The sequence below is a fragment of the Amycolatopsis magusensis genome (assembly GCF_017875555.1).
Lineage (GTDB): Bacteria > Actinomycetota > Actinomycetes > Mycobacteriales > Pseudonocardiaceae > Amycolatopsis > Amycolatopsis magusensis.
This window is the reverse complement of record NZ_JAGGMS010000001.1, coordinates 6,587,169-6,611,834: the sequence shown is the minus strand read 5'-3', so window position 1 is coordinate 6,611,834 and position 24,666 is coordinate 6,587,169. Positions and strand designations below refer to the sequence as shown.

Sequence of the window (24,666 nt, the reverse complement as noted above, 5' to 3'; positions counted from 1 at the left end):
CCACTCGACGACACCGGTCAGAGCTTGCCCGCACCCGCGCCCGTCGTGACGGACGACTTGACGGTGGTCGCGCTGTCGGCGGTGTAGCTGTACGGGATGGCGGCCACGGTGCCGCCCGTTTCACACGGTCCGGAGTCGGTGAGCAGGTTGTCGCGTGCCACCAGCCGTCCCGGGTCGGAGTCCGCGTACCCGCTCGCGGACCAGCACGCCTGCTGCACGTTCTCGAAGACGTTGCCCTCCACGAGCAGTCCGGCGTCCATCAGCGACGCGATGGCGTAGGAGTCGGTGTTGTTGTCCACATTGGAGTAGTAGTTGTTGAACACGTGGACCGTCTCGCCGAAGCGCACCCGCGGGCTGCGTTCGAAGGTCCGGTCGAACCAGTTGTGGTGGTAGGTGACGCGCAGGTGGCCGCGGTCCTCGCCGCCGTTGCCGTCGGAGTGGCCGACCAGCGAGGTCTTCCAGTGGTCGCGGACCACGTTCCACGACACGGTGATGTAGTCGGCGGCGTGGGTGATGTCCAGCATGCCGTCGTAGAAGTCGGGATCGTTCTCGATGGTGCTGGACATGGTGTTGTGGTCGATCCAGATGTGCGTGGCGTTCTCGATCTGGATCGCGTCGTTGCCGGGGACCCCGCGGATGTTCATGTTCTGGATGATCACGTTGGCGGGCCGCATGTCCTCGATGTTGAGCGTGGTCCCGGAGACACCCGAGCCGGCCCCGACGCCCCGGATCGTCTTGTTCGCGCTGATCTCGACGGTGCCCGAGCCGCTGAGCATGCCGTTGACCAGGATGGTCCTGGCCCCCGAAGCCTGCGCCTGGGTCCGGAAGTCGGCGAAGCTGCTCACGGTGACGGTGGAACCGGCCGCGCCGCCGGTGGTGCCACCGGCCTGCGTGGCCCAGCCGACGATCCCGCCCGGCGGCTGGGGCGTGTCACCCGCTTCGACGTCGAGGTAGTCGATGTTGGGCAGGCCACCGGCGGTGCCCGGGTTCAGCCGGATGGTGTTGCTGCCCGCGGTCACCGGCACGCTCAGCGTCTTGGTCGTCCAGGTCGCCCACGCGCCGGTGCCCTCGAACGACGGCGTCTGCACGGTGGCCCCGTTCACGACCAGGTCGGCGGGCCGGGCCGTGGTGGTCCCGTTGGCGAACCGCACCCCCAGCGTCGCCGTGCCCGCGGCCGCCGCGTTCACGGTGAACTGGAGGTAGCCACTGGTGGAGTTGGCGCCGTTGCAGAAGCCACTGCTGGAGTAACCCGACCAATTGGAATCGATGGTGCCGGAACACACCGCCGGCGTGTTTTCCGCCTCGTACCGCGTTGGCGCGGCCTGCGCGGCGGAGGAGGCCACCGCCACCAGTGCGCCGGCGAACAGGCTGACGCACGCAATCATGGGTCTCATGCGCATGATACGTCTCCGTTGGGTCGATTTCGCTGATTCGACAGGGGGCGCGGAAAGCGCTTTCTGGGAAAAGTCATCCTAGGTTGCCCGTTGCTGCGAGGTCAAGCGTCCGGCCGTGTCGATGATGGCGAATTCGCAGGTGAGAGGCTGGCGGGTGGGCTGCGCCGGTCTGCCTCGCCGGGTGATCAATGCGGAAAAGTCCACGCGTCGTACCTGATTGTCCACACGGGGTTCGCTAGTCTGCGTGGCGCGCTTCGCCCCTTTGTTCATAATTGTGAATGGTCACGCATGGTGTCCGGCATTGCGTGCGGAAAGGGGCTGGGTTAATGTTTTGAATTCGCCGGGGAAAGCATGGTTTTTTCGAGACGTTCCCTTGCCTGGTACCCGCCGCCGCCGGTCCATCGATCACGCAGGAGGTCCACGATGAGGTTGACACTGCTCGCGGCGGGCACCGCCATGGCGGCGGGTGCCGCGCTGGTGCTGCCACTCGCCACGGCGAACGCCGCGACCACCCACCACGAGGCCGAGTCCTCGCCCACCGTCTGCACCGGAACCGTCGACACCGACTGGCCCGGCTACTCCGGTTCCGGGTTCTGCAACGCCACCAACGCGACCGGCGCCTACGTCCAGTTCGCCGCTTCGGCGCCGAGCGCGGGCACCGCGACGGTCGCCGTCCGGTTCGCCAACGGCACCACGGCCGGTCGTACCGCCGACCTCCTGGTCAACGGCACGAAGGTGCAGACGGTGTCGTTCGAGCCGACCAGCGCGTGGTCGTCCTGGGTGACCAAGACCCTGACGGTCACGCTGCCCGCGGGCGCCAGCACCATCCGGCTCGACCCGACCACCTCGGGCGGCCTGCCCAACATCGACTACGCCGACATCACCACCAGCGGCACCGAGCCGGAGCCCGCCGACGCCCTGTACGTCTCGCCGACCGGCCAGGACGGCGCGACCGGGACGATCGGGGACCCGACGACGCTCACTTCGGCCCTCACCCGGGTCGCCGCGGGAGGCACGATCCACCTGCGTGGCGGGACCTACAACTTCTCGCAGACGGTCACCATCCCGCCGGGCAACAGCGGTACTTCGGGCGCGCCCAAGAAGCTGGCCGCCTACCAGTCCGAGAAGCCGGTGCTGAACTTCTCCGCGCAGGCCGAGGACCCCGCCAACCGCGGCCTGGCGGTGAACGGTTCGTACTGGCACGTCTACGGCGTCACCGTGGAACGCGCCGGTGACAACGGCATCTTCGTCGGCGGCAGCAACAACGTCTTCGAGCGCACGGTGACGCGGTTCAACCGGGACACCGGGCTCCAGCTCTCGCGGATGACCTCGGACACCCCGAAAGCCCAGTGGCCGGCCAACAACCTCGTGCTGAGCGCGGAATCGCACGACAACGCCGATTCCGACGGCGAGGACGCCGACGGTTTCGCCGCGAAGCTCACCTCCGGCCCCGGCAACGTCTTCCGCTACGCCGTGGCGCACAACAACATCGACGACGGCTGGGACCTCTACACCAAGTCCGACACCGGGGCCATCGGCACGGTGACCATCGAGGACTCCCTCGCCTACAAGAACGGCACGCTCAGCAACGGCGGCCAGGCCGGGAACGGCGACCGCAACGGGTACAAGCTCGGTGGTGAGGACATCGCGGTCAGCCACACGGTCCGGCGCAGCATCGCCTTCGACAACGGCAAGCACGGGTTCACCTACAACCGCAACCCGGGACCGATGACGGTGTCGAACAACCTCAGCATCGACAACGACGAACGCAACTTCACCTTCGAGACCGGGTCGACGGTGTTCCGGGACAACACCTCGTGCCGCAGCGGCAGCGGGACGAACGACAAGGTGGTGGGCAACACCGACAGTTCGAACCAGTTCTGGGCGGGGTCGAACGGATCCCGGTGCGCTTCCTACAGCGGTGCGCTGGGCTGGTCCTTCGGCGCGGACGGCCGCCTCGCGGTGACCCTCGGCGGCAAGCCCGTCGTCCTGTAGCCGGACCTCATGAGCCGGGGTCAGCACGTCGTCGTGCTGACCCCGGCTTTTCAGCCGCTGGTCGCCTTGGCCGCGGAGTCGGCGTACTTGACGATCAGGCGCGCGAGTTCCCGGCGTTCCGCCTCCGGCCAGTCGCGGGTGATGTACTCGAAGGCCTGGCGCTGTTGCGAGCGGAAGCGGTCGCGGAGTGCGTAACCGGCTTCGGTGAGCTGGAGTACCGCCCGGCGTCCGTCCGCTTGGGACGGTGCGCGGAGCAGGTAGCCGTGGGAGATGCAGTCGCCGACCATCCTGCTGGCCACCGAGGGGTCGATGGACAGGGCCTCGGCCACCGCGCCGACGCTCATCTCCTTCTCCGCCTCGTCGATGATGTTCAGGACGAGGTTGCGGTTCAGGTCCTTGCGCTCGACCGGCGGCTCGACGGGCACCTGCGTCGTGCGCCTGCGCAACCGGGCGAACGCGGGCCCGACCGCGTCCAGCAGGTCGTCCTGGGACTCGCCTTCGTTCGTCACGCGGCGAGTTTAACCAACCCTTGACGGTCTGCACATGCTCGACAGCATGCATGCGATCTGAGAGCGCTCTCAGCTCCGCCGCGGCCGACACCTGAATGTATGTAACCTTGCACATGTTGACGGCCTGCATGCATATGCGGGCCGCATGTAAGAGGGGAGTTCGTCATGTGTTCCATCAATCGTCGTGCCGTGCTGAGGTCGGCGAGCCTGACCGCGGCCGCGGCGAGCTCGTCAGCGGCGCTCGGTGCGTGCTCCGGGGACAGCGGGCAAGGGGCGTCGACGGCTCGGGTGGCCATCGCCAACGCGCGGATCTTCGACGGCGAGCAGGTGCTCGACCAGCACTGCGTCCTGATCGAGGGCGGATCCATCGTCGGGATCACCGGTATCGCCCCGTCGGACGCCAGCGTGGTCGACGCCGCGGGGGCCACGCTGCTGCCGGGGCTGATCGACTCGCACGTGCACACCTCCGAGGAGGGCCTGCGCGACGCGCTGCTGTTCGGGGTCACCACCGAACTGGAGATGCAGGGCGGGTTCGACGCCGAAGGGCGCAAGGCGATCGCCGGCCGGGACGACCTCGCGGACGTCCGGTCCGCCGGTTTCAGCCTGACCGCGCCGGGCGGTCACCCCAGCGAACTGGTGCCCGAGGACGGACCGCCGGGGGACGGTGCGGACGGCCCGCCGGAGGGCGAATCGGGCGCGAATCCCGCCGCGTCGGAGGTCACCACCCCGGAGGAGGCCGTCCGCGCGGTCCGCACGCGAGTCGACGGGGGTTCCGACTTCATCAAGTTCATGATCGAAGACGGTCACGTGCTGGGGGCGCCCGACCTGCCGATGATGAGTGACGCGACGGTCCGGGCGGGGGTGCTCGAGACGCGGCGCCTCGGCAAGCTCGCCGTCGCGCACACGCTGACCGTGGCGGCGACCGAACAGGCCCTCGCGGCGGGCATGAACGGGCTGGCCCACCTGTTCATCGACCGTCCGCACACCCGCGAAATCGTCGAGGCCGTCGTCCGCTCCGGAGCGTTCGTCACCCCGTGCCTGTGCCTCAACGCGTCGATCATGGGCCGGACCGGCGCCGAACTCGCGGCCGACCCGCGCGTCGGGCCCAGGCTGGACCCCGAATGGCTCGCGACCCTGAACGGCAGTCTCAACCGGTATCCGCAGGGCGACTTCGACGCGGTCCTGGCGACCGCGGGAGCGCTGCACGCGGCCGGGGTGGACCTCCTGGTGGGCACCGACGTGTCCGTCGCGTGGCCGGAACTCGGCGGGATGGCCCACGGCGCCAGCGTCCACCACGAGATGCAACTGCTGGTCAGGGCTGGTCTCACGCCGATCGCCGCCTTGCGTGCCGCGACCTCGGTGCCCGCCCGCCGGTTCGGTCTCACCGACCGGGGACGCATCGTGCCCGGGGCCCGCGCGGATCTGGTGCTGGTCGGTGGCGACCCGACGACGAACATCAGCGACTCCCTGTCGATCAAGGAGGTCTGGCGCCGGGGCGTCCGCCTCGCGCGGTGAACGGGTTCAGCTTGCGCGGGTCAATCGTCCACTCTGGACAAACAGGCGGGGTCGGCGGTGAGCACGGCTGTCTCCGTGCCGGATTCCCAGCCTTTCGCGTAGGCCGCGGTGAACTCGTCGTCGCCCAGCGCCGCCTGACCCCGGCGGGTGAGCTCGCGAACCTGTGGATCGGTGTGGTCATGCGCACCGCGCAGCCGGGCGGCGGCGCCGAGCAGTTCAGCCGACTCGCGCTGCCGCCCGCGCGCCTGGGCGAGTGCGGCCACGTTCACCGCGACCAGCGACAGAATCGGCAGTTCCCTGGTTGCCAGCGCGGCCGCGTACGCCTTCCGCAGCGCGTTGTCCGCGCCGGGTAACTCACCCAGTGCCAGGCAGAGCGCGGCCCGTGCCCCGTGAGCCAGCGTCCGGGCCTGGTCCGCGGGGAACGCGGTGTCGCCGCGCAGGCCCCGTTCGGCGTCGTCGAGCAGGGCGCCTGCCCTGGTCAGGTCCCCGAGCCGGACCCGGATGCTCGCTTCCTGCACGTCGACGAGGACCAGCATCTCCGCCGAGGACGCGTGCAGGGCGCGAGCCCTGGCCGCGTCGGTCAGGGCCATGGCCCGGTCGGTGTCGCCGCGCCGCAGGTGCAGGTCGATCCAGCGCAGGTCGCTGTAGAGCTGGTCGCCGAGGCTCAGCGCCCCGAACTCGTCCGCCAGCGTCCGGGCGTCGGTCAGGTCGGCCAGCGCGCCGTCGAGGCCGTCGTACCGCCGCAGCTGTGCCCGCATCGCCAGGACGGCTGCCTGGCCCCAGCGGTCGCCTGCCTGCTGGAAACGGGCCAGTGACGCTTCCACGTGGGCCCGCATCAGGGTCAGCGCGCCCGCGTTCTCGGCGATTTCGGCCAGGAAGAGGTGGGCCAGCCCGGACAGCCACACATCGTCGCCGTCGGCCATGCGCTGGAAGCTCGTGAGGGCGGTTTCCTGCTCCAGGAGGAAGAGCAGGACCGGGCCGAACACGCGGTACTGGCTCGGCAGCTCGGAATGCGCGAGCAGCCTGCTCGCCAGTTCGTGCATTTCGGACCGGTCGTCCTCGGCCTCCTTGGTGGTGATCCCCGACAGGATGTCGGCCCGGCTGAGCAGGTGGACGGCCCGGGCGCAGTCGCGTTCGGGGGTCGGCGGCGCGTCGCCGTGAACCGCCAGGGCCTCGCCCAGCCAGTAGGAGCCGTCGGCATGACGGCCGAACATCTGCCAGTACCAGGTCAGGGACAGGGCGAGGGCGATCGCGCCGGGAGAGTCCCGGGTGGTGCACAGGTGACGCAGGGCGGCGAGCGTGTTGTCGTACTCGGCGCCGATGACCGCCATGGCCGCCAGTTGCTCGGGTCCGCGCAATCGGGGGTCGTGGCGGGCCATCGACTCGGTCAAGTAGGCGGCGGCGAGGTCGCGGGTCGTACCGAGGTCGCCGGTCTCGGTCAGCCGGTCGGTGCCGTACTCGCGGATGGTCTCGAGCATCCGGTAGCGCCCGGTGCCGGGGGCGAGCTGCAGCAGTGACCGGTCGACGAGGACGGCGAGCAGTTCGGGCACGTCGGCGGCGGGCACGGTGGTGCCCGCGCAGACGGCGGTGGCCGAGGCGGGTGTGACACCGCCGGGCAGGACGGAGATCCTTGCCGCGACAGCGCTTTCGTGCTCGCTCAGCAGCTCCCAGCTCCAGGCGATGACCGCGCGCAGGGTGCGGTGCCGGGGCGGGGCGGCGCGACTGCCGTTGGCGAGTAACCGGAACCGGTCGGAGAGCCCGCCGGCCAGGTGGGGCAGTGACAGGGTGCGCAGCCGGGCGGCGGCCAGTTCGAGGGCCAGCGGCAGGCCGTCCAGGCCGTGCACGACGCGCACTATGTCGGGCAGTGTGGCTTTGTCGACGGCGAAACCGGGGCGCACGGCGGCGGCCCGCTCGACGAACAGGCGCACCGACGCCGTTCCTGCGGCCTGCTCGATGCCGTCGCCTCGGCCGGGCAGCGCGAGCGGGCCGATCGGCACCAAGCCCTCGCCGTCGACCGTGAGAGGTTCCCGGCTGGTGGCGAGCACCCGCAGCCCGGCGCAGCGGGGGAGCAGCGCCGCGACCAGGTGGGCCACGGCGTCGATCAGGTGCTCGCAGTTGTCGAGCAGCAGCAGGCTTTCCCGGCCACCGAGTTCACCGACGAGGACGTCCAGGCCGGTCCCTTCGGCTCGCTTGCGCGCGTCGAACATCGAGCCCCGCAAGCCGATCCCGTTGAGCACGGCCGTGGCGACCTTCGCCGGTTCGGTGACGGCCGCGAGGTCGACGAACCAGACTCCATCGCGGTAGGAGCGGCGGTGGGCGGCCTCCAGCGCCAGCCGGGTCTTCCCGGCTCCGCCGGGACCGACCACGGTGACCAGGCGTCCGGTGGTGAGCAGGGCGCCGATCCGGGCGAGGTCGTCGTCGCGGCCGATGAAGCTGGTCAGCGGTAGGGGCAGGTTCGTCGGCCGGAGCTGGTCCGCCGGGACCGGGCGCAGGAGCCTCAAGTGGCGTTCCCGCAGGGCGGTGCCGGGGTCGACGCCGAGGACGTCGGCCAGGGCTTGGCGGACGCGCTCGTAGACCGCCAGCGCCTCGGCCTGACGTCCTGCGGCGGCGAGTGCGTCCATCAGCACCGTGGCCGCCCGTTCGTGGACCGGGTGCTCGGCCAGCAAACCGGTCAGCCGGGCAGCGGCCACCTCGGCCTGTCCCAGCGCCAGCTCGGCGGTGGCGAGGTCGGCGACCGCCTCGATCGACACCTGGGCCAGCCGGGTCGCGACCGTGGGCGCGACCGCGGCGATGACCGGGGGTTCGGCGCCGGGGTGGCCACCCCACAACGCGACGGCTTCGGCGAGTGCCGCGCGCGCCGCTTCCGAATGGCCTGCCCGCAGGCTTTCCCGGCCTTCTGCGGCGAGTTGTTCGAGGCGCAGCGCGTCCACGTCGGCCGCGTCCACCGCGAGCCGGTAGCCACCCGCGCCCTGGGCGATCGCGTCGCCGGGGGTGAGGGCTCGGCGTAACCGGGTGACGAGGGTGTGCAGCGCGGGGCCGGGGCCGGACGGCGGCTCCTCGCCCCAGATCGCGTCGACCAGCGCATCGGGCTCGACCGCACGGCCACCGGCGAGCGCCAGCCGGACGAGCAGGCCCTGCAACCGCGCGCCCGGAACGGGCAGGACGGTGTCACCGCGCGACACCTGGTACGCGTCGAGCAGCGTGACACGAAGCCGGGCACCCGCATCCATCGCCCCATCCTCGCGCGCTCGCCCGCACGACCCCCAGCCAGGCGTGTCAGTGCCGTGTTCGTCCCGTGTGAGTGGCCCGCCGCAGTCTTCGCGTGCCACACCAGCACGGACAACGGAGGCAGCAGATGACGGAGACGAACAACGCCGGCAGCCAGGTCAGACCAGCGTCGATGCCGCGGCGTCGCGCAGCGGGGATGGCGCTCATCGCCAGTGGCGGCGTCTACTTCACCACCGAGTTCATCGCCGCCGCGGCGTGGACGGATCCGCCTTACAGCTACACGCACCACTTCATCAGCGACCTCGGGGTCCGCGGGCCCGCGACCGCGTTCGGGCAGTTCATGTACTCGCCGCTCGCGTGGGTGATGAACACCGGCTTCTTCCTCCTGGGATTCGCCGCGCTCGCCGGTGTCGTCCTGTTGCGGGGACTGCCGCCCGGACGTCGCCGGCTCGTGCTCGCCATGGCGGTACTGCTGGCGATCGGCGGCGCCGTACTGGCCTTCTTCCCGGGCTCCGGCGAAGGAACGGACAACAGCGCGACCGACTACCACGGGCTGGGCGCTTTCGCGGGTTTCCTCAGCGGCAACGTGCTCGTCATCCTGCTCGGCAGGAGGTCCGAACTCCTCGGCTTGACCCGTGGACTGGGCAGATACCTGGTGGCGGCCGGAATACTCGGTCTCGTCTCGCTGGCGGCCTACCTGGTCGTCCTCGACTCGGGAGCAGGCATTCTCCTCGGCCTCGTCGAACGCGGTGTCATCTATCCATTCCTGATCGGCTTCATCGTCATGGGTGTGGCACTGCGGAAGCGGCAGCAGCGCGTGCCCCCAGCGCGATAAGGCCTGGGCGATCAGCGAGCGGGTGGCGAAGAACCGCCCGGCAGCGCACCACCCGCGACGCCAACCAGGAAGACCGCCATGTCCGTGGCGCCGGAGACGGCGAAGACGGGCACGTAGACGCCGATGTTGGTCACCGCGAACATGCCCGCGGCCCGGCCAAGCAACCCCGGATCTATCCGACACCCCCACCCGACCGGACACCCTGGGGCCGGGTCAGTCGATGAGTCCGTTGGCTCGTGCCTTCCACAGTTCGTAGCGCGCCGGCTTGGTGGCGAGTTGTTCCAGCCCTCTCACCGCCCAGCTCCGCAGCAACTCGTCGTTGCTGCGGAGTTGCTCGGCGAGTACCGGCAACGCCTTCGGTGAGCGGGCCTGGCCGATGAGTTCGAGCAGCCAGCAGCGCAGGCCGTGGTCGGTCCGCTCCCGGGCGAACTCGTCGATGAGTTGATCGGCGTGTTCCGCGGCGTGGGGCAGCAGGAAGTGAAAGCCGTCTTCCCGGGCCTGTGGATCCCGGCTGCGCATGAGCCGCAAGGCTTGCTGGAACCGCGTTGTCATCTCGCTGAGATCAGCGGCCACCGACCGGATGCCGTGGCTTTACCGTTCCGTGCCGTAGTAGGCGGGTGGCAGGTGGCGGCGTGCGTGTGCGTGTGTCAGCCAGCCGATCACCTGCGCGACGACGGCCAGGCCTGCGTAGAGCGCCAGCCAGTTGGTGAACTGGACAGGTTGCCGGTCGTCGACAAGCAGATTGAAGAGCACCAGTACGGCGAAAGACGCGGGTGGAAGCAGATAGGCGTCCTCGCGGCGCAGGACGGCGTCGACGGCGAGCGAGCCTTCGTCCTCGCCTCGGGCCGGCGCCCGCAGCACGTCGGCCAGCACCACCGCGCCGGCGACCGCGCTCATCCCGAGCAGAACCAGCCAGCTCCAGGCGTAGGTCCGTGCCGAGGTGGTGACGTACATGGCCACGGCCAGCGCCACCCCGCCGCCGAAGGTGATCACCGCGGCGGCGAGGTACCAGCCACCCAGCACCTGCCGGACAGACTGACTCTGGGGCCGTGACACGGTGGGAAGGTGCCGTTCCCGCCGCCTGATCGTGATCCACTGTGCGAGCTGCAGCGCCAGCACGACGAAAACGCCCAGCGCGCCTTCGTACATTTCCGCTTCGTCGACGCCGGGCAGGAACTGCAGGCTGAAGTAGGCGGACATGGCTACCACGAACAGCACGAGGTATACGCGGAAGAACCGCGACCCGCCTGATCTGCGGGTGTGGCGAGCGCCGATCCGGACTGCCAGCGACCTCGCCGGCGTGACCACCTGAATCCCGTGCTTGGCCAGCCAGACCCGGGCGGCTTCGCTTTCCTTCGGCGTGGGCTCATCAAGCCACACCGGCGTTTCCGGCCCGTTGCCGCTCGCAGCACCCTGGTCGTTCTCGTGGTGCACCATCGTCCACTCGCCCCCCATTGGCCGATACCTACGTGACCTACACGAACCACACGACACCAGGGTTGCCCGCCCCGCGCACGGGGACTGGCCACGCCATGCTCGACGTGGCCAGTCCCGTTCTGCGTGACGTGCGATCAGGAAGCGGTCTTCCCGTCGCAGAACACCACGTCGACGAGGTTCTGCAGTCCTGTGTGGAATGGGCCCGCCATGGACTGCGCCGCGTCGTCGACGTAGTTGATCGAGCCGGTCAGGGTCCTGCTGCCGTCGGGTGTGCTGTACATCAGCGTCCCGTAGCCCTGCACGCTGCCGTTGTGGGTCAGCACGGTGACGCCGCAGCTGGGCGCGGGGAAGGGCGACGGGGTGGTGCCGTCCTGCACGAACATGCCCAGGCCGTAGCCGACCGTGGGGTCCGGCTTGCGCATCTCGGCCAGCAGCGGGGCCGGCAGGAGCCTGCCGCCCTGCAGTGCGGTGATGAACGTCTGCAGGTCCTGTGAGGTCGAGATCATGTCACCGCCGGCCGCCACCCAGGAGGGGTTCTGGCGGGTGACGTCGACCGTCTTCGACTGGCCGGCGTCCTCGTACCGGTAGTAGGCATGGGCGTGCGGCCCGGGGACCTCCGTCGAAGTGCCCGGCATCGTGGTGCCCCGCATTCCCAGCGGCCGCAGGATCCGGCGCTGCGTCTCCTCGACGTAGGAGCGACCGGTCACCTTCTCGACCAGGAACCTGGCCAGCACGTAGTTGGTGTTCGAGTAGTCCCAGGCCGTTCCCGGCTCGAACGGGGCGGGCTTGGACAGCGACAGCCGCACCAGGTCCTCCGGCCGGTGGGTGCGGAACCGGTTGTCCACCCACTCCTGGCCCGACCAGGCGATCCCGGGCACGTAGGTCCCGTCCGGGTAGTACTGGCCGGTGTGGTTGAAGACCCCGCTGGTGTGCTGCAGCAGCATCCGCACGGTGATGCGCCGGTCCAGCCCGAACCCGGGCAGGTAGTCGGCGGCGGGGGAGTCCAGTCCGACCTTGCCTTCGGCCACCAGCTGCAGCACCAGGGTCGCGGTGATGGTCTTGGTGACGCTCCCCACCCGGAACCGCCCGTTCGTCGACGGCTTCGCGGTCTTGCCCAGCTCGCGCCGCCCGGCGCTGCCGACCCACTCGCCCCGTTCGTCGTGCACACGCAGCTGCATCCCGGTGAAACCGAGGCCGATGAACGCCTGCATGGATTCGGACAGCTCCGGGCGGTCCGGTCCGGCGGCGGCCTGCGGCAGGGCAGTGGTCTCCGCCGTGGCCGGCGTGGCCGCCGCCCCGGCCAGCAGGGTGGTCGCCAGCACCGCGGCTGCCGCTCGCCGGAAGCCCCGCCGGGTGCTCTTGTTCTTGGTGTTCACGGTTTCCCATCCCTGGTGTCGGGCTCAGGTGTACGAGCTGGACTGATCACTGGTGCAACGATCGCCAACCGCACTGACACCGAAGGGCCACCGCACTGACACCGCCCCTGACACCTCGCCGGACGCCAGCTCACCGGCGTTCGCGGTGAAGGGATTGCCTTGTCGGCCAAGCGAAGTAGGCCACCGCTGGGCTGGGCTCATCGGGTGATGTGGCTTCATCGCGGCACTTCGGTGGGGACAGGGGCGTTCCCCGGTGGGCGGGGTAGGCACGGAAGCCAGGTGTGCGATGGGAATGCTCAGCGGCCGCGAACCACTTCCGATCATCGAGGCCGAGCCGCCGGCGCGACCGGCGGGTGCGCTTGCCGCGGCCGGGACCTTCGATCCGCGCCAGCGGTGGAGCCGGCTGGTCGGCGGGGGTGACGGGATCATCTACGCCGTGCAGGCCGACGGGTTGCTGTACTGGTATCGCCACCGTGGCTGGGCCACCGCGAGCTCCGACTGGGCCAATGAGGGCATCGGCGTGCACATCGGCTCCGGGTGGCAGGACTTCGTCACCGTGCTCGGCGACGTCGACGGCGTGCTCTACGGCGTCCGCGGCGACGGGGATGTGCTCGCCTACCAGCGCGTCGTCACCGACATGGACACCGGCGCGGGCTACTGGACCGGCAACGGCACCGGCGTCGTCGTCGGGACCGGGTTCGCCGCCTTCCCCCGGATCTTCGGCGGGCCCGGCGGCGTCATCTGGTGCGTCGACGCGGACGGCGTCCTGTACCGCTCACGACGGCCGAGCGGCGGGCACTTCGCGACGCCGGTGCCGCTCGCGGACGGGTTCAACGTCCCCCGCTACCTGTTTTCGGACGTCGGGAACGTCATCTACACCGTCAGCGGCACCGGCGGGCTCACCTGGTTCCGCTACCGCGACGGTGTCGGCTGGGCGAACGGCGGGCAGCCCTTCCAGATCGGGGACAACGACTGGTTCGAGCTGTTCCGCCGCGACCTGTTCGCCGGCTGCGGGAACGGCGGCCTCTACTTCGTCCGGATCGACCTCGCGACGGTGCCCGGCGACGACGAGACGCTCGTCGAACTGCGGCTCACCAACCACCAGAGCGTCGACACCGACGGCGGGCCACAGTGGATCAACAACGCGACCGGCGTCATCGTCGGGCACGGGTTCACCGTCGAGCGCAGCGTGGGACTGCAGGGGTATCCGCGGCGGCAGAGCGTTCCCACCGGCGGGCGGGCCTCCTTCGCATTGTCCACCGCGTTCAGCTCGGTCAGCGCCGAGATCGTGCGCGTCACGCCCGGCGGGGACACCCCGGAGCCGGTCACCGCGAGGACCACCGTCACCGGCGGGCTCCAGATGCTCGCCGCGGACTACCGGTCGGCCGGATGCGGCTGGGACGAGCGCTACGGCGCCGAGATACCCGCGGACTGGCCGTCCGGCGTCTACGCCGCGCGCTTCACCGGGGACTTCGGCCGGGTGCAGCACGTCCCGTTCGTGGTCCGCCCGGCCGCGCCCGAGCAGAAGATCGCCGTGGTCCTGCCGAGCAACACCTACCACGCCTACAACGGCTGGGGCGGGCACGACCAGTACTCCGTGGGCCAGGACGGCGTGCGGCGCGTGTTCACCTTCCTGCGGCCCAGCTACAACTGGTTGATCGCGTCGAAGGGGCAGTACGACGTGGACCTGTTCAGCGACCTGGAGCTGCTGCGCTGGCTCAGCACCGAGGAGATCGGCGTCGACTGCTACACCGACCACGACCTGCACACCGGCGGCTGGCTCTCCGCGTACAACGCGATCGTGCTGGGCGGGCACCCGGAATACTGGTCGATGGCCATGCGCGCCCACCTCGCCGGCTACCTCGCAGCCGGTGGCAGCGTGATCGGCACCGGCGGCAACCAGCTCTACGAACGCGCCGAATTCGACGCCGACGGCACGACGCTGACCTTCCGGGCCGCGAACGGGAGCCGTGATCTACTGCTGAACAACTACGACCTGCCGGCGTCGCAGCTGCTCGGGGTGAACTACGAACACCAGGGCTGGATGACGTTCGCGCCGTACCGGGTGCTGCGCGAGCACCCTTTCCTGGCGGGGACTGGCCTCGGCGTCGGTGAGACGTTCGGCGCGAGCGGCCGCAACGGCGCGGCGAGCGCCTGGGAGTTCGACACGCTGCAGGGCTTCGACGGTGAGGCGTCGCCGGAGGAGGTCTTCGCGCAGGGCACGAATTCGACCGACAGCGGCGGCGCGGCGATGGTGTGCAAGGAACTGCCGGGCGGCGGGTTCGTCTTCAGCGCTTCGTCGCTGACGTTCAACGGCGCGATCCAGGTCGATGCGGTGATACAACGGTTGCTCCGCAACGTCTTCGACCGGGCGCTGGGACGTTCCACGCCGCCGAGGAAGAAGTTGCCGTAGAAGGCGCCGTGATTGCCGTGGCGGTGCGAGAGAGTGCCTTGCGAGGTGCGGAAAGTGTTGTAGCGCACGGTGTTTTCGTTGCTCTTGACCGACACGATCTCCGGGTCGCCGTATCACGTGCGAGGAGTTCGACACCTCCGGCCGCCCGCCGGTGACCAGCATCCCCGCCACGAGGACGTGGAGAATCCGTCTCATGGCGGCAGCCTGGGAACGGGCCGGGGGACGGGTCCCGGCGCTGGTCAGAAGGGCAGGTTCCCGGCGGCCACCGCCGCCAGGCTTTTGGCCTGGGGGCAGTATTCGAGCGCCGGCTGGTCGCCCCGCACCGTCAGCACCAGCACGTCGAGGTGGGCCCGCTGCGGTTGGCCCGGCGGCTGGAGGGGGATGCTGACCGTGCAGCTCTTGTTCGTGTCCAGCTGGACGTACCCGGCGTGGCCGCCCAGCTCGACCAGTTCGCCCCCGAGGAGTTCCTGTGCCGGGTGCTGGTCGTAGCGCAGGTTGATACCGGCGCCGCCGACCGTGTTGAACCACTTGCACGCCCAGTTCCCGAAAACGTTGACCGCGGCCCCGCTGTCGACCGCGGCCAGCGTGGCGAGCGACTGCTCGTCCAGCAGCGTGCAGGCGTCGAGGTCGGCGAGCGAGCCGGCCGGGAACGGGGTGGCGCGCCGGGGGATCGGGCCGTGGCGGAGGACCTCCACCACGGTGCCGGTCGCGGCGTCGGCCACCGCGCAGAGATCCAGCGGCGGGTTCGCCAGCTTCGCCGACACCCGGACGGCATACCCGTCGTCCACCACCACGGTGCGGTCGCATTCACCGCTCTGCCGGGCCTCCTCGACCACGTCGAACGGCCCGCCCTGCACGGCACGGGACGCACGGGTGATCAGCTGGACCTCGACGTCCAACGGTGCTTTCGCGCGGACGTCGACCAGGGCGTCACAGCGGTTGAAGTTGCCGTAGGTGGCGATCAGCCGGGCCGGGCCGAACTGGCGCAACCGTCTCGGGTCGAGCAGCGCGCAGGGGTCGGCGGTGCGCTCGTCGCCGACGAGATCGCCGGTGGACCCCTGCGGTCTCCCGTCAGGCGGTCCTTCCTGCCCGAGCGCCACCGCGGTGCCGAGTATCGCGACGAGGGCGACCACCGAGGCCTGGAGCAGGGGGCGGCGCCAGAACGGCACCCGGGCCGGGTGTTCGACCCGCGACGCCGGCGATTCCCAGTCACCGATGAGACTTTCGAGGCGTGTCCGGATTTCCTCGGCGGTGGGCCGCTTGTCCGGTTGCGGCCGCAGCATCTCCTCCAGCAGCGGGACGAGCGGACCCGCCTGGCGCATCGGCAGGGCCTCGCCGCGCCGGACGCGTCTGAGCACCTCCTCCGGCTCGCCCCTGCCGAACGGCGGCGTGCCCTCCACCGCGGCGAACAGCGTGGCGCCGAGCGAGAAGACGTCGGAGGCCCGGCCGGCCGGGTGTCCGTTCGCCACTTCGGGCGAGACGTACGCGGGGGTACCGCTGACCCTGCCGTCGTCGTCGCGGGTCACCGCACGCCAGAGGGAGATGCCGAAATCGGTCAACTTGGCGAGACCGTCCTCGGTGACCAGGATGTTGCCCGGCTTCACATCGCGGTGCACGATGTTCCCGGCGTGCACCGCGGCCAGCGCGCCGGCGATCTGCACGCCGATCCTCGCCACCCGTTCCGGCGGCAGCGGCCCGGTCTCGGCCAGTGTCTTGTCCAGGCTCACCGCCGGCAGGTACTCCATCACCAGCCAGCAGCCGTCGCCGTCGACCGCATCGAAGATCGAGATCGCGTTCGGGTGGTGCACCTGCGCGGCGATTTCGGCTTCGCGGCGGAACTGCGCCCGGTCGACGCCGTCCGCCGCCGCGTGCGACCGCTTGAGCGCCACCCGCCGTTTCAGCTTCCGATCGAAGGCGGTCCAGACCACGCCGCCGGACCCCGAGCCGCAGGCGTCCTCCAGCTCGTACCGCGCGTCGACCAGGTAGCCCGTTCGCACGGCAAGTAGCTTGTTGACTGCTTTCAGTCGCGTCACGGCGTCTCCGGGTTCTCTCGGCGGAGTGGTCGGCGCAAGCGCGTGAAGGTGCTCAGTCCCAGGACAGGGTGTCGAGCAGGGCCAGGTCCGGGGGCACCAGGGTGGTGGTCAGCACCAGTTCGCGCAGCAGGTTGTTGTTGAGGGTGTTGCCGACCGGCTCGCCGATCTCCTCCCGGAGCAGGCCGGGCACACCGTGGGCGGACAGCCGGGTCCGCACGTCGGCGACCACGTGCTCAACCCGTTTGGCGCTCCAGCTCGATTCCGGTTGCAGCTCGGCCAGCATCAGTGCGGCTTGCTGGCGGGACACGGGCTGGGGATCGGCTTCGTGCAGCAGGTAGCGCTGGCCCAGCACCACCAGCACCAGGCGCTCGTCGGGGGTGAGCCGCCAGCGCGTCGGTGGCTGGGTGACCGAGTCGGCCCGGGGTGGGACCGGCGTGTCCCGGTCGTCGGCGACGTAGAGCTCGAGCAGGTGCTCGCGGTCGCCGGAGCCGGGGACGAACAGCGGCGTGTAGCCGCTGGGCAGCGGCACGGAGTCCTCGTCGCGGAACAGCCACCGGGCCCTGGGCAGCCGGATCGGCGACTGCCCGGTGTTGGCGACCCACCAGTGGCCGCCGCGGTGGGTGAGCAGGCCGTGCCGGCGGCTGACCCGCAGATCGGTCTCGCCGACGCACAGGTCGACGTCCGGGCGGTTGCGCCCGAACCGGACCGTGCGCCCTTCCGCGGGATCGACGTGGAGGCGCGCGGCCAGCGTACGGGCGACGATGGCCCCGGGAGCGGCGTGCGGCACACCGCGGGCCAGGCTTTCCTGTTTCATCGGGCTCCTCGATCTCCCCGGCAGTGTGGCGCTTGCGCCGGGGGACCAGTCCCCGCCTCTCTGGGGCACACCAGCGCAGTGACCGTTCCTGCCGACGTCGTGGAAGCCCGCCGCCACCCGGCTGAGCGTGCCTCTGGTTGTATGCGGTCATGTTCGTGCGTGCGGCGTTGCCCGGTGAGCTGGGTGCGGTGGGGGATCTACGGGTCGAGGCGTATGAGGCGCAGGGGCTGTTGACCGCGAACCCGGACTACGCCGCCACGTTGCGCGCGCTGGGAGCCGCGGGTGGCGACGTGCTCGTCGCGGTCGACGGCGACCGGGTGGTGGGCACGATCATGCTGGAACGCTGGGGTCCGGACAGCGAGGTCGCCCGCAGCGCGGACGAGGCCGAGGTGCGAGCCCTCGCCGTCGCGCCGGAGGCTCAGGGGCGGGGCGTCGGGGCCGCGTTGCTGAAGGCGGTGATGGAACGGGCCGCATCGCTGGGGGTCCGGCACCTGGTCCTGTCGACGCAACCGGGGATGACCGCGGCCCAGCGGTTGTATGCGGCCCATGGGTTCGCCCGGCTCCCGGACCGCGACTGGGCGCCGGTTCCCGGGCTCACCCTGCTGAGCTTCGGACAGCTCCTGCCGGCGGTGTTCTAATGGGCTCATGGAGCTAGGTGCACTTCTCGGTTTCGCCGGTGCGTGCGTGGTGCTCAACCTGGTGCCGGGGCCCGGCATGATGTTCATCATCGCCCACGGCGTCGGAGGCGGGCGCAGCGGAGGGGTCGCCGCCGCACTGGGGATGGCCAGCGGCACCATGGCGCACACGGTCGCGGCCGCGCTGGGGTTGAGCGCGCTGTTGCGCGCGGCGCCCGCGGCCTTGGAAGCGGTGAAGATCGCCGGCGCGGTCTTCCTGCTCTACCTGGCGGTGAGCACCCTGATATCGGCCAGGAAACCGGCGGCGTTGGCCGCGGCGCGCGGGAGCCGGCGGAGCACCCTGCGCAAGACCTACCTGTCGGCCGTGCTGACCAACCTGGCGAACCCGAAGGTCGTACTCTTCTACCTGGCTTTCGTGCCCCAGTTCCTCACGCCGGGAGGCTGGGCCGTGTCCGCCCAGATCCTGGTACTGGGGGCGGTGCTGATCGTGATCGGACTCGTCATGGACGGTGCGGTCGGGCTGGCGGCCGGTACCTTCTCCGCGTTGGTGCTCCGGAAGCCGAAGTTCCAGCGTCGGCTCAAAGAGTTTTCCGCGGTGATCTTCGGCGGCCTGGCACTGCGCTTGTTGACCGAGAACTGATGTGACCGGAAGTTCCACCCTTTCCCAGCGCCGGAGCGCACCATGACCGACCACGAGGAGACAGTGCAGGCGCCGGCGTCGCTCGCCGAACGAAGCCGGGCGGCGGACGAACGCGAAACAGCCGCCGACGCCCGCGAAGAATCGCTGAACCACCAGCAGCAGCGGCTGGCCCGCGCCGAAGGTGCCGTCCGGACAGATGCTCATCGCGCGACGCGTGACCAAACCAAGGTCGACCGCGAAACCGCCACCAGCGCCAGGGCGGTCAAGGAAGTGCGACGCGAAGGACCAGCGGACTCCTGACGCGTCAATGACTGCCGGTGTAGTCGGCCTCCGCGTGGTGGGGCGGTGAGGGCTGGGCGGGGATGCTCAGCTCCACCAGGTGGGCGCCCAGTGCCACGGGGCTGACGCTGGGCCGCCCGCCCGGGTGGAACACGGTGGTGGCGGACGCGGCCACCGCCAGTGCGGCGGCTTTGCGGGGGTCGGCGCCGCGGGTGAGTGCGAAGGTCAGGGCGGCGACCAGCGCGTCTTCGCCGCCGGTGGTGTGCACCGGGTCGCGGATGGCCAACGGCAATATCACGTGCTCGTCCTCCCAGAGGAACACGTTGCCGTCCTCGCCCGCGGCCAGCGCGACCAGGCCCGGACCCCGGCGGAGGAGGTCCCGGCCGGCCAGCGCGGCTGCCTCGGCGGAGTCCAGTCGTCGGCCGGTCAGCAGTTCGCCGTCGTGCTGGTCGAGTCGGAGCACGTCGGTGAGGGCCAGCAGTTCCGTCGTCGACGACTGTTCGCCCGGGATGCCTTCGAGCACCACCCGCCGTCGTGCGGCCTTGGCCGTCCTGGCGGCGGCCAGCACCGCGCCGACCGGTTGCCGCCCGTGCAGGATCACCGAGGACGCGCTTGTCAGCACGGGGGTGGCGGCGAGGATGTCGGCTTCGGTCAGCAGGAGGCCGTCGGACAGGTGCTCGATCTGGCGCCGGTGCCCGCCGTCGGTGCGCAGTTCCACGATGAGCCCGGTTCCGTGACCGGGACGGCGGACCACCGCTGTGGTGTCGATGCCGTCGGCGTGGGCCCGGTCGAGGGCCGCGCCGGCCACGCAGTCGTCGCCGACCACGCCGATCAGGCTCACCGCCGCGCCGAGCCGGCTCAGGGCCACCGCGATGTTCGCGCCCTTGCCGCCCAGCGTTTCCTGCTGGTGCCGCACCGCGGCCGAGTCACCCGCCGGGGGGAGGCCAGCCAGGTCCAGCACCAGGGAGCGGGCGATCTGCCCGGCCACCGCCACCTCGGCCGTATCCATCGGCTCACCCCCTCGATTCCCATCCGGCTTAGGCCATACCCGGGAAACGCCGGTGGAAACCGCCAAGATCGAAATCGGCCCTGTTGGTGTGGGGGAGTCCGGGCCACCCGCCGAGGACGTCGTCGGCGTTCATCCGCCAGGGGCGCTGGAGGTTCAGCAACCCCGCCTCAGGCGGTGGTGCGTCCATCGCCGTTGTGCACGGTCTGTTGTGCACCGTCGCCGCGCCGACCGTGCACAACCGGATCCTGTTAGAGATTCCTGGCGCTGTGCAGCGCATCCACGGAAAGTGAGGGGAATGAAGTGGCTTTAGGAAAAGTTCGAAGAGCAAGAACCGGGGTGGTGTGCTTTCTGCTGGCACTGTCCTTCGCGCTCGTGCCCTCCGCGGCGCACGGGCAGCCCGTGCCCGGCGACTCCGGTGAAGCCAACATCTCGCCCGAGATCTCCGCGGAGGCCATCGGCGCGCTGGCGGCGCCCATCGGCCGCGGTGAAGTGCTCGCCCGCGCGGCGAGCTGGACCGGCGTGCCCTACAGCCAGACGGACTACCACCCGACCCCGTACGGGGAGTTCCGGCAGGACTGCTCGGGCTTCGTGTCGATGACCTGGGGGCTTCCCGGCAGGCCGGCGGACCCCAACGGCGGCACCAACACGGTCGGTCTCGCCGCGATCAGCACGCCGATCGCCAAGGACGATCTGCGACCCGGTGACGCGCTGATCGACATCGAAGGCGACTCGAACACCCGGCACGTCGCGCTCTTCGAGAGCTGGGCGAACCCGGAGCGGACGCGGTACTGGGCCTACGAGCAGGCCGGGCCGACCGGGAACCTCGGTGCCGAACACCGGATCATCGACTACCCCTACGACGGCGGGTCGGCCCAGTTCAAGCCCTACCGCTACAACAACATCGTCGAAGACGGCGGGAGCGTGCACCACCGGCTGCGGGCGGCGGACGGCGCCTGGACCCCGTTCGGCAACCTGGGGATGCCCACGGCGACCCAGGTGGCGACCGCGGCCGCGCCCTCCGGCGAGGTGCACGCCCTGGCGGTCAGCGGCGGCCAGGTCCACCACCGCCTCCGCAAGACGGACGACTCCTGGACCGGGTGGGGACTGGTGGCCAATCCCGGTTCGGCGTCGGCTGTCACGGCGTCGACGGATGATGGCGGGAATTTGCAGGTGGTGGCGATTTTGAATGGGCAGCCGCACCATCGCATTCGTTATGCCGGTAATGGCACGTGGAGTGCGTGGGGTTCGGTGGGCGCGACCGGTTCGTTCACGGCGGTCGCCGGTGCCATCGACACGGCCGGGAAGGCATTCCACTTGACGGCGGTGTTCAACGGCCAGGTCCACCACCGTGTCCGCAATGCCGCCGGCGCCTGGACCCCCTGGGCACTCGTGGCCAATCCCGGTTCGGCGTCGGCTGTCACGGCGTCGACGGATGATGGCGGGAATTTGCAGGTGGTGGCGATTCTGAACGGGCAGCCGCACCATCGCATTCGTTATGCCAGTAATGGCACGTGGAGTGCGTGGGGTTCGGTGGGCGCCACTGGCTCGTTCACCGCGGTCGCCGGTGCCATCGACAAGGCGGGCAAGGTGTTCCACCTGAGCGCGGTGTTCAACGGGCAGATCCACCACCGCATCCGCAAAACCGACGGAACCTGGACCCCCTGGGCGCACGCCGGCAACCCGGGCACCGCGTTGTCCCTCGGCGCCACCGTCGATCCGGACCGCGCCCTGCACCTGGTCGCCACCTACTGACCAGCGGTCACGAGCACCGCGTTCGCCCGGGTCCGGCAAACCCGGGCGAACCCGGTGCCCCACGGCGGGCCGTCCGGAAGGGACGCCGGGCTCCTACTAAAGAGACCCGTGGTGTGTCCATCGGACGATGTGCCCTGGGTGGCCCGTGCGCCAAGGTGCGGCTGTGGAACGAATGAACTCGGTGTCTACGCCGCCCGCTCTGGTCGATCGCAATGCCTGGTTCCCGGGCCGGGTCATCGGGGGCGCGGCCCTCGTGCTCGGTCCCCTCGTGTGGTGGGCGGGGCTGTTGCTGCGGTACCTGGCGCTCCATTCGGGAGCCTTCACCGCCGAGCAGTTGGCGGAGTTCGCCAGGCAGCCGTTCGCCGTTCCGTCGCAGTTGGCGGCCTACCTGGCGAACCCGGCGCTGGTGACCGCCGGATACGCGTGCTTCGCCGCCGGAGCACTGCTGTTGTGGCCCGCCTTCGTCACCCTCGCCCGTGTCGTCGCGGCGCGGGCTCCGGTGCTCGCCCGCTGGGGTGGCACGCTCGTCGTCCTCGGCCTGTTCGGGCGGCTGTACTTCGCCGGCGTCGACCAGACCGCCTTCCACCTGGCCGCGTCGCAGGGGCTCGACCGGGCGAACGAGTTCGTGGCGGCCAACTACGCGGGTATCTCCTACGGGCCCTGGCGGGTCGGTGTCACGGCGTCCGCCTGCCAGTACCTCGGGATGCTATTGCTGGCGATCGGCGCCTTCCGCTCGGGAACGTTCGGCCTCGGGCGGTGCCTGGTGCTCCTGTGGGCGGGGACGCTGTGGGGAGGCGTGCTCAAGGCGGTTCACCTCGCCGACCTCTTCGAATACGGTGCCCTGTGCCTGGTACTCGTGCCGTTGGGTGTCCGGGTCCTGCGGGACCGTGTCGCCGAACTGCGCGCCGAGCCGTGCCCCGGCGGGGAGGTCCGTACCCTGCGCTTCCTGAGCTGGTGAAATGCTGGGCCTCATGGGGGTGTGGTTGCCGGTGATGCGTGAACGGCTGAGGGCGTGGTGGCTTCCGGCCGCGGCGTTCTGCGCGGCTTTCCTGCCGCCTGCTCACTTCGCGCTCGAAGTGGTGCCGGTGTACGTCCAGGGTGTGGTGGCAGGGCTGGTGGCCGCGGTGGCAGCGCGCATGGTGCCGCAGCGGCACTGGCCGCTGTTCGCGGTCGTGGCGGCCGACGCGGTGCTCCGGAGCCCCGGATTCCTGCTGGCGGTGGCGTCCTATGTCGCGGCGATAACGTACCGGCGGCCTCGGCACCTGGTCGGGTACGCGGTGGCCGCGAGCCTGCTGGCCGTGCTGCCCCGGCCTGGCGCCGACCTCGCCTCCGTGCTCGGCGGGGCACCGCTGTTCGTGGGATTCCCGATGATCATCGGGTTGTGGGTGGCCGCGCGGGCCCAGGTGGTGGCCGGGTTGCGCGAGCGTGCCGACCGGCTGGTGTCGGAGCAGGCCGCGCGTGCTGAGCAGGCCCGTGCCCACGAGCGGGCGCGGATCGCCCGGGACATGCACGATGTGGTGGCCCACCGGGTCTCGCTGATGGTCCTGCGTGCGGGAGCACTGGAAATCAACGCCGGCGACGAGAAGACCGCAGCCGAGGCGGAGCTCATCCGCGTCACCGGCAAGGAAGCGCTCACCCAGCTCAGGGCCGTCCTCGGCGTGCTGGAGCAGGGCGAGCAGGACGCCTGCCTGACGCTGGCCGATCTCGACTGGCTGATCAAGCAGTCCAACTCGGTCGGCGTCGCGGTGGAACGGTGCGACGAGGGCACGCCGCGCGAGGTGCCCGCCACGGTGGGCCAGACCGCCTACCGGGTCGTCCAGGAGGCGCTGACCAACGTGCACAAGCACGCCCGCACCGCCACCACCCACGTGGTCTTGCGGTACCTGCCCTCGGCGTTGCGGATCACCATCGAGAACACCGCGCCGCGCGGGTCCGCCCCGGCGATGCCGGGCAGCGGGCTCGGCCTGACCGGACTCAGGGAACGCGTCGAGACCCAGGGCGGCCGTTTCACCGCCGGCCCGGCACCCGGTGGCGGCTTCCTGGTGTCCGCGGAGCTCCCGGCATGATCCGGGTGCTCATCGCCGACGACGAAGCACTGGTGCGGACCGGACTCCGCATGATCCTGGAAGCGGCGGACGACATCGAGGTGGTCGCCGAGGCGGGAACCGGGGCCGAGGCGGTAGCCGCCGTCGCCCGTCATCGGCCCCGGGTCGTGCTCATGGACGTGCAGATGCCCGGCATGGACGGCGTCACCGCGCTCCAGGAGATCAACCGGTCCCCGAACCCACCCCGGGTCGTCATGCTGACCACCTTCGACCGCGATGAGCACATCTACGGCGCCCTGCGTGCCAGGGCCGCGGGATTCCTGTTGAAGGACACGGCACCGCGGGACCTGATCGCCGCCGTCCGGACGACGGCCGACGGCAGCGCGGTGCTCTCGCCGACCGTCACCCAGCGGGTCGTCGACACCTTCGCGGACAAGCAATCCCCGGACGCCCGGGCCGCCGGGGCGCGCCTGGCCGCGCTCACCGAGCGCGAACAGCAGGTCGCCCGCGCGGTGGCCCGGGGGCTGGCCAACGCCGAGATCGCCCGGGACCTCGGGATGACCGAAGCCACCGTCAAGGCCCACATCAGCCGCTCGCTGACCAAGCTCGGACTGACCAATCGCGTGCAGATCGCGCTGCTCGTCCGTGACGCCGGTTAGCGCCTGTTCCCGCGGCGTCAGTCGATGGCGAGGCGGGCGCCGAATCCCAGGAGGACGGTGCCGGTGACGCCTTCGACGGCTCGGCGTACGCGGGGACG

At 70.6% G+C, this 24,666-nt stretch carries 21 protein-coding genes; 11 read left to right on the top strand and 10 right to left on the bottom strand.

Annotation, left to right across the window (positions count from 1 at the left end):
- Positions 1–17 precede the first annotated feature (17 nt).
- A complete protein-coding gene (locus JOM49_RS29290; RefSeq protein ID WP_209667413.1) occupies positions 18–1,394 on the bottom strand; it encodes a pectate lyase family protein in 1,377 nt (458 codons plus the stop codon).
- A 423-nt stretch (positions 1,395–1,817) separates the two neighbouring features.
- On the opposite strand from JOM49_RS29290, the gene JOM49_RS29285 reads away from it, so the two are divergent.
- On the top strand, positions 1,818–3,389 hold the full coding sequence (locus JOM49_RS29285; RefSeq protein ID WP_245369521.1) for a right-handed parallel beta-helix repeat-containing protein: 1,572 nt from the start codon (positions 1,818–1,820) through the stop codon (positions 3,387–3,389).
- A 50-nt stretch (positions 3,390–3,439) separates the two neighbouring features.
- On the opposite strand, the gene JOM49_RS29280 is transcribed toward JOM49_RS29285, so the two are convergent.
- Positions 3,440–3,898, bottom strand: coding sequence for a MarR family winged helix-turn-helix transcriptional regulator (locus JOM49_RS29280; RefSeq protein ID WP_209667412.1), 459 nt, complete (start codon positions 3,896–3,898; stop codon positions 3,440–3,442).
- Between the two features lie 165 nt (positions 3,899–4,063).
- Between JOM49_RS29280 and JOM49_RS29275 the strand changes: the two genes are divergently transcribed.
- Positions 4,064–5,413 carry an amidohydrolase family protein gene (locus tag JOM49_RS29275; protein ID WP_209667411.1) on the top strand — a complete coding sequence of 450 codons (1,350 nt, stop codon included), beginning with the start codon at positions 4,064–4,066 and terminating at the stop codon, positions 5,411–5,413.
- Positions 5,414–5,433: 20 nt separating this feature from the next.
- On the opposite strand, the gene JOM49_RS29270 is transcribed toward JOM49_RS29275, so the two are convergent.
- Positions 5,434–8,643, bottom strand: coding sequence for an ATP-binding protein (locus JOM49_RS29270; RefSeq protein WP_209667410.1), 3,210 nt, complete (start codon positions 8,641–8,643; stop codon positions 5,434–5,436).
- 125 nt (positions 8,644–8,768) lie between these two features.
- Here JOM49_RS29270 and JOM49_RS29265 point away from each other — a divergent pair, with 125 nt between their 5' ends.
- Positions 8,769–9,476, top strand: a complete 708-nt coding sequence (locus tag JOM49_RS29265; protein WP_209667409.1) for a DUF998 domain-containing protein — start codon at positions 8,769–8,771, stop codon at positions 9,474–9,476.
- Between the two features lie 11 nt (positions 9,477–9,487).
- On the opposite strand, the gene JOM49_RS29260 is transcribed toward JOM49_RS29265, so the two are convergent.
- The 4 genes from JOM49_RS29260 to JOM49_RS29245 all read right to left on the bottom strand — a co-directional run bounded on the left by JOM49_RS29260 (position 9,488) and on the right by JOM49_RS29245 (position 12,289).
- Positions 9,488–9,640 carry a hypothetical protein gene (locus JOM49_RS29260; protein ID WP_209667408.1) on the bottom strand — a complete coding sequence of 51 codons (153 nt, stop codon included), beginning with the start codon at positions 9,638–9,640 and terminating at the stop codon, positions 9,488–9,490.
- Between the two features lie 49 nt (positions 9,641–9,689).
- On the bottom strand, positions 9,690–10,028 hold the full coding sequence (locus JOM49_RS29255; protein ID WP_209667407.1) for a HEAT repeat domain-containing protein: 339 nt from the start codon (positions 10,026–10,028) through the stop codon (positions 9,690–9,692).
- 39 nt (positions 10,029–10,067) lie between these two features.
- A complete protein-coding gene (locus JOM49_RS29250) occupies positions 10,068–10,913 on the bottom strand; it encodes a hypothetical protein (protein ID WP_209667406.1) in 846 nt (281 codons plus the stop codon).
- 134 nt (positions 10,914–11,047) lie between these two features.
- Positions 11,048–12,289 (bottom strand): serine hydrolase domain-containing protein, encoded by a 1,242-nt coding sequence (locus tag JOM49_RS29245; protein WP_209667405.1) that lies wholly within the window; start codon positions 12,287–12,289, stop codon positions 11,048–11,050.
- 286 nt (positions 12,290–12,575) lie between these two features.
- Between JOM49_RS29245 and JOM49_RS29240 the strand changes: the two genes are divergently transcribed.
- Positions 12,576–14,702 carry a N,N-dimethylformamidase beta subunit family domain-containing protein gene (locus JOM49_RS29240; protein WP_209667404.1) on the top strand — a complete coding sequence of 709 codons (2,127 nt, stop codon included), beginning with the start codon at positions 12,576–12,578 and terminating at the stop codon, positions 14,700–14,702.
- Positions 14,703–14,941: 239 nt separating this feature from the next.
- Here JOM49_RS29240 and JOM49_RS29230 read toward each other — a convergent pair whose 3' ends face one another.
- Together JOM49_RS29230 and JOM49_RS29225 are read right to left on the bottom strand one after the other, a co-directional pair.
- Positions 14,942–16,699, bottom strand: a complete 1,758-nt coding sequence (locus tag JOM49_RS29230; protein ID WP_209667403.1) for a serine/threonine-protein kinase — start codon at positions 16,697–16,699, stop codon at positions 14,942–14,944.
- Positions 16,700–16,787: 88 nt separating this feature from the next.
- Positions 16,788–17,549, bottom strand: a complete 762-nt coding sequence (locus JOM49_RS29225) for an FHA domain-containing protein (protein WP_209667402.1) — start codon at positions 17,547–17,549, stop codon at positions 16,788–16,790.
- A 149-nt stretch (positions 17,550–17,698) separates the two neighbouring features.
- On the opposite strand from JOM49_RS29225, the gene JOM49_RS29220 reads away from it, so the two are divergent.
- From JOM49_RS29220 to JOM49_RS29210, 3 genes are read left to right on the top strand one after another with little or no spacing between them, the layout of a single operon-like run.
- Positions 17,699–18,187, top strand: coding sequence for a GNAT family N-acetyltransferase (locus JOM49_RS29220; RefSeq protein WP_209667401.1), 489 nt, complete (start codon positions 17,699–17,701; stop codon positions 18,185–18,187).
- Between the two features lie 7 nt (positions 18,188–18,194).
- The gene (locus tag JOM49_RS29215) at positions 18,195–18,824 is read left to right on the top strand and encodes a LysE family translocator (RefSeq protein WP_209667400.1); all 630 of its coding nucleotides are present in this window, start codon (positions 18,195–18,197) and stop codon (positions 18,822–18,824) included.
- A 42-nt stretch (positions 18,825–18,866) separates the two neighbouring features.
- Entirely contained in the window at positions 18,867–19,124 is a 258-nt protein-coding gene (locus tag JOM49_RS29210) for a hypothetical protein (RefSeq protein ID WP_209667399.1), read from the top strand.
- A gap of 4 nt (positions 19,125–19,128) precedes the next feature.
- Here the strand turns inward: JOM49_RS29210 and JOM49_RS29205 are convergent, their stop codons facing one another.
- A complete protein-coding gene (locus JOM49_RS29205; RefSeq protein WP_209667398.1) occupies positions 19,129–20,112 on the bottom strand; it encodes a PfkB family carbohydrate kinase in 984 nt (327 codons plus the stop codon).
- A gap of 339 nt (positions 20,113–20,451) precedes the next feature.
- Between JOM49_RS29205 and JOM49_RS29200 the strand changes: the two genes are divergently transcribed.
- The 4 genes from JOM49_RS29200 (at position 20,452) to JOM49_RS29185 (ending at position 24,568) form a co-directional block, all read left to right on the top strand.
- Positions 20,452–21,864 (top strand): PLL family lectin, encoded by a 1,413-nt coding sequence (locus JOM49_RS29200; protein ID WP_209667397.1) that lies wholly within the window; start codon positions 20,452–20,454, stop codon positions 21,862–21,864.
- A 172-nt stretch (positions 21,865–22,036) separates the two neighbouring features.
- The gene (locus JOM49_RS29195) at positions 22,037–22,822 is read left to right on the top strand and encodes a hypothetical protein (protein WP_209671730.1); all 786 of its coding nucleotides are present in this window, start codon (positions 22,037–22,039) and stop codon (positions 22,820–22,822) included.
- Between the two features lies 1 nt (position 22,823).
- A complete protein-coding gene (locus JOM49_RS29190) occupies positions 22,824–23,930 on the top strand; it encodes a sensor histidine kinase (RefSeq protein WP_245369520.1) in 1,107 nt (368 codons plus the stop codon).
- Positions 23,927–24,568, top strand: a complete 642-nt coding sequence (locus tag JOM49_RS29185; RefSeq protein ID WP_209667396.1) for a response regulator — start codon at positions 23,927–23,929, stop codon at positions 24,566–24,568. The genes JOM49_RS29190 and JOM49_RS29185 overlap by 4 nt, the downstream gene beginning before the upstream one ends.
- The last annotated feature ends 98 nt before the right edge of the window (positions 24,569–24,666 follow it).

What these genes read in the sequence shown, in the direction of transcription:
- JOM49_RS29195 (WP_209671730.1), top strand. Translation starts at nt 22,037, where the DNA reads ATGAACTCGGTGTCTACGCCGCCCGCTCTGGTCGATCGCAATGCCTGG.
- JOM49_RS29250 (WP_209667406.1), bottom strand. Translation starts at nt 10,913, where the DNA reads ATGGTGCACCACGAGAACGACCAGGGTGCTGCGAGCGGCAACGGGCCG.
- JOM49_RS29290 (WP_209667413.1), bottom strand. Translation starts at nt 1,394, where the DNA reads ATGAGACCCATGATTGCGTGCGTCAGCCTGTTCGCCGGCGCACTGGTG.
- JOM49_RS29285 (WP_245369521.1), top strand. Translation starts at nt 1,818, where the DNA reads ATGAGGTTGACACTGCTCGCGGCGGGCACCGCCATGGCGGCGGGTGCC.
- JOM49_RS29220 (WP_209667401.1), top strand. Translation starts at nt 17,699, where the DNA reads ATGTTCGTGCGTGCGGCGTTGCCCGGTGAGCTGGGTGCGGTGGGGGAT.
- JOM49_RS29185 (WP_209667396.1), top strand. Translation starts at nt 23,927, where the DNA reads ATGATCCGGGTGCTCATCGCCGACGACGAAGCACTGGTGCGGACCGGA.
- JOM49_RS29270 (WP_209667410.1), bottom strand. Translation starts at nt 8,643, where the DNA reads ATGGATGCGGGTGCCCGGCTTCGTGTCACGCTGCTCGACGCGTACCAG.
- JOM49_RS29240 (WP_209667404.1), top strand. Translation starts at nt 12,576, where the DNA reads ATGGGAATGCTCAGCGGCCGCGAACCACTTCCGATCATCGAGGCCGAG.
- JOM49_RS29225 (WP_209667402.1), bottom strand. Translation starts at nt 17,549, where the DNA reads ATGAAACAGGAAAGCCTGGCCCGCGGTGTGCCGCACGCCGCTCCCGGG.
- JOM49_RS29210 (WP_209667399.1), top strand. Translation starts at nt 18,867, where the DNA reads ATGACCGACCACGAGGAGACAGTGCAGGCGCCGGCGTCGCTCGCCGAA.
- JOM49_RS29215 (WP_209667400.1), top strand. Translation starts at nt 18,195, where the DNA reads ATGGAGCTAGGTGCACTTCTCGGTTTCGCCGGTGCGTGCGTGGTGCTC.
- JOM49_RS29265 (WP_209667409.1), top strand. Translation starts at nt 8,769, where the DNA reads ATGACGGAGACGAACAACGCCGGCAGCCAGGTCAGACCAGCGTCGATG.
- JOM49_RS29205 (WP_209667398.1), bottom strand. Translation starts at nt 20,112, where the DNA reads ATGGATACGGCCGAGGTGGCGGTGGCCGGGCAGATCGCCCGCTCCCTG.
- JOM49_RS29190 (WP_245369520.1), top strand. Translation starts at nt 22,824, where the DNA reads ATGCTGGGCCTCATGGGGGTGTGGTTGCCGGTGATGCGTGAACGGCTG.
- JOM49_RS29275 (WP_209667411.1), top strand. Translation starts at nt 4,064, where the DNA reads ATGTGTTCCATCAATCGTCGTGCCGTGCTGAGGTCGGCGAGCCTGACC.
- JOM49_RS29255 (WP_209667407.1), bottom strand. Translation starts at nt 10,028, where the DNA reads ATGACAACGCGGTTCCAGCAAGCCTTGCGGCTCATGCGCAGCCGGGAT.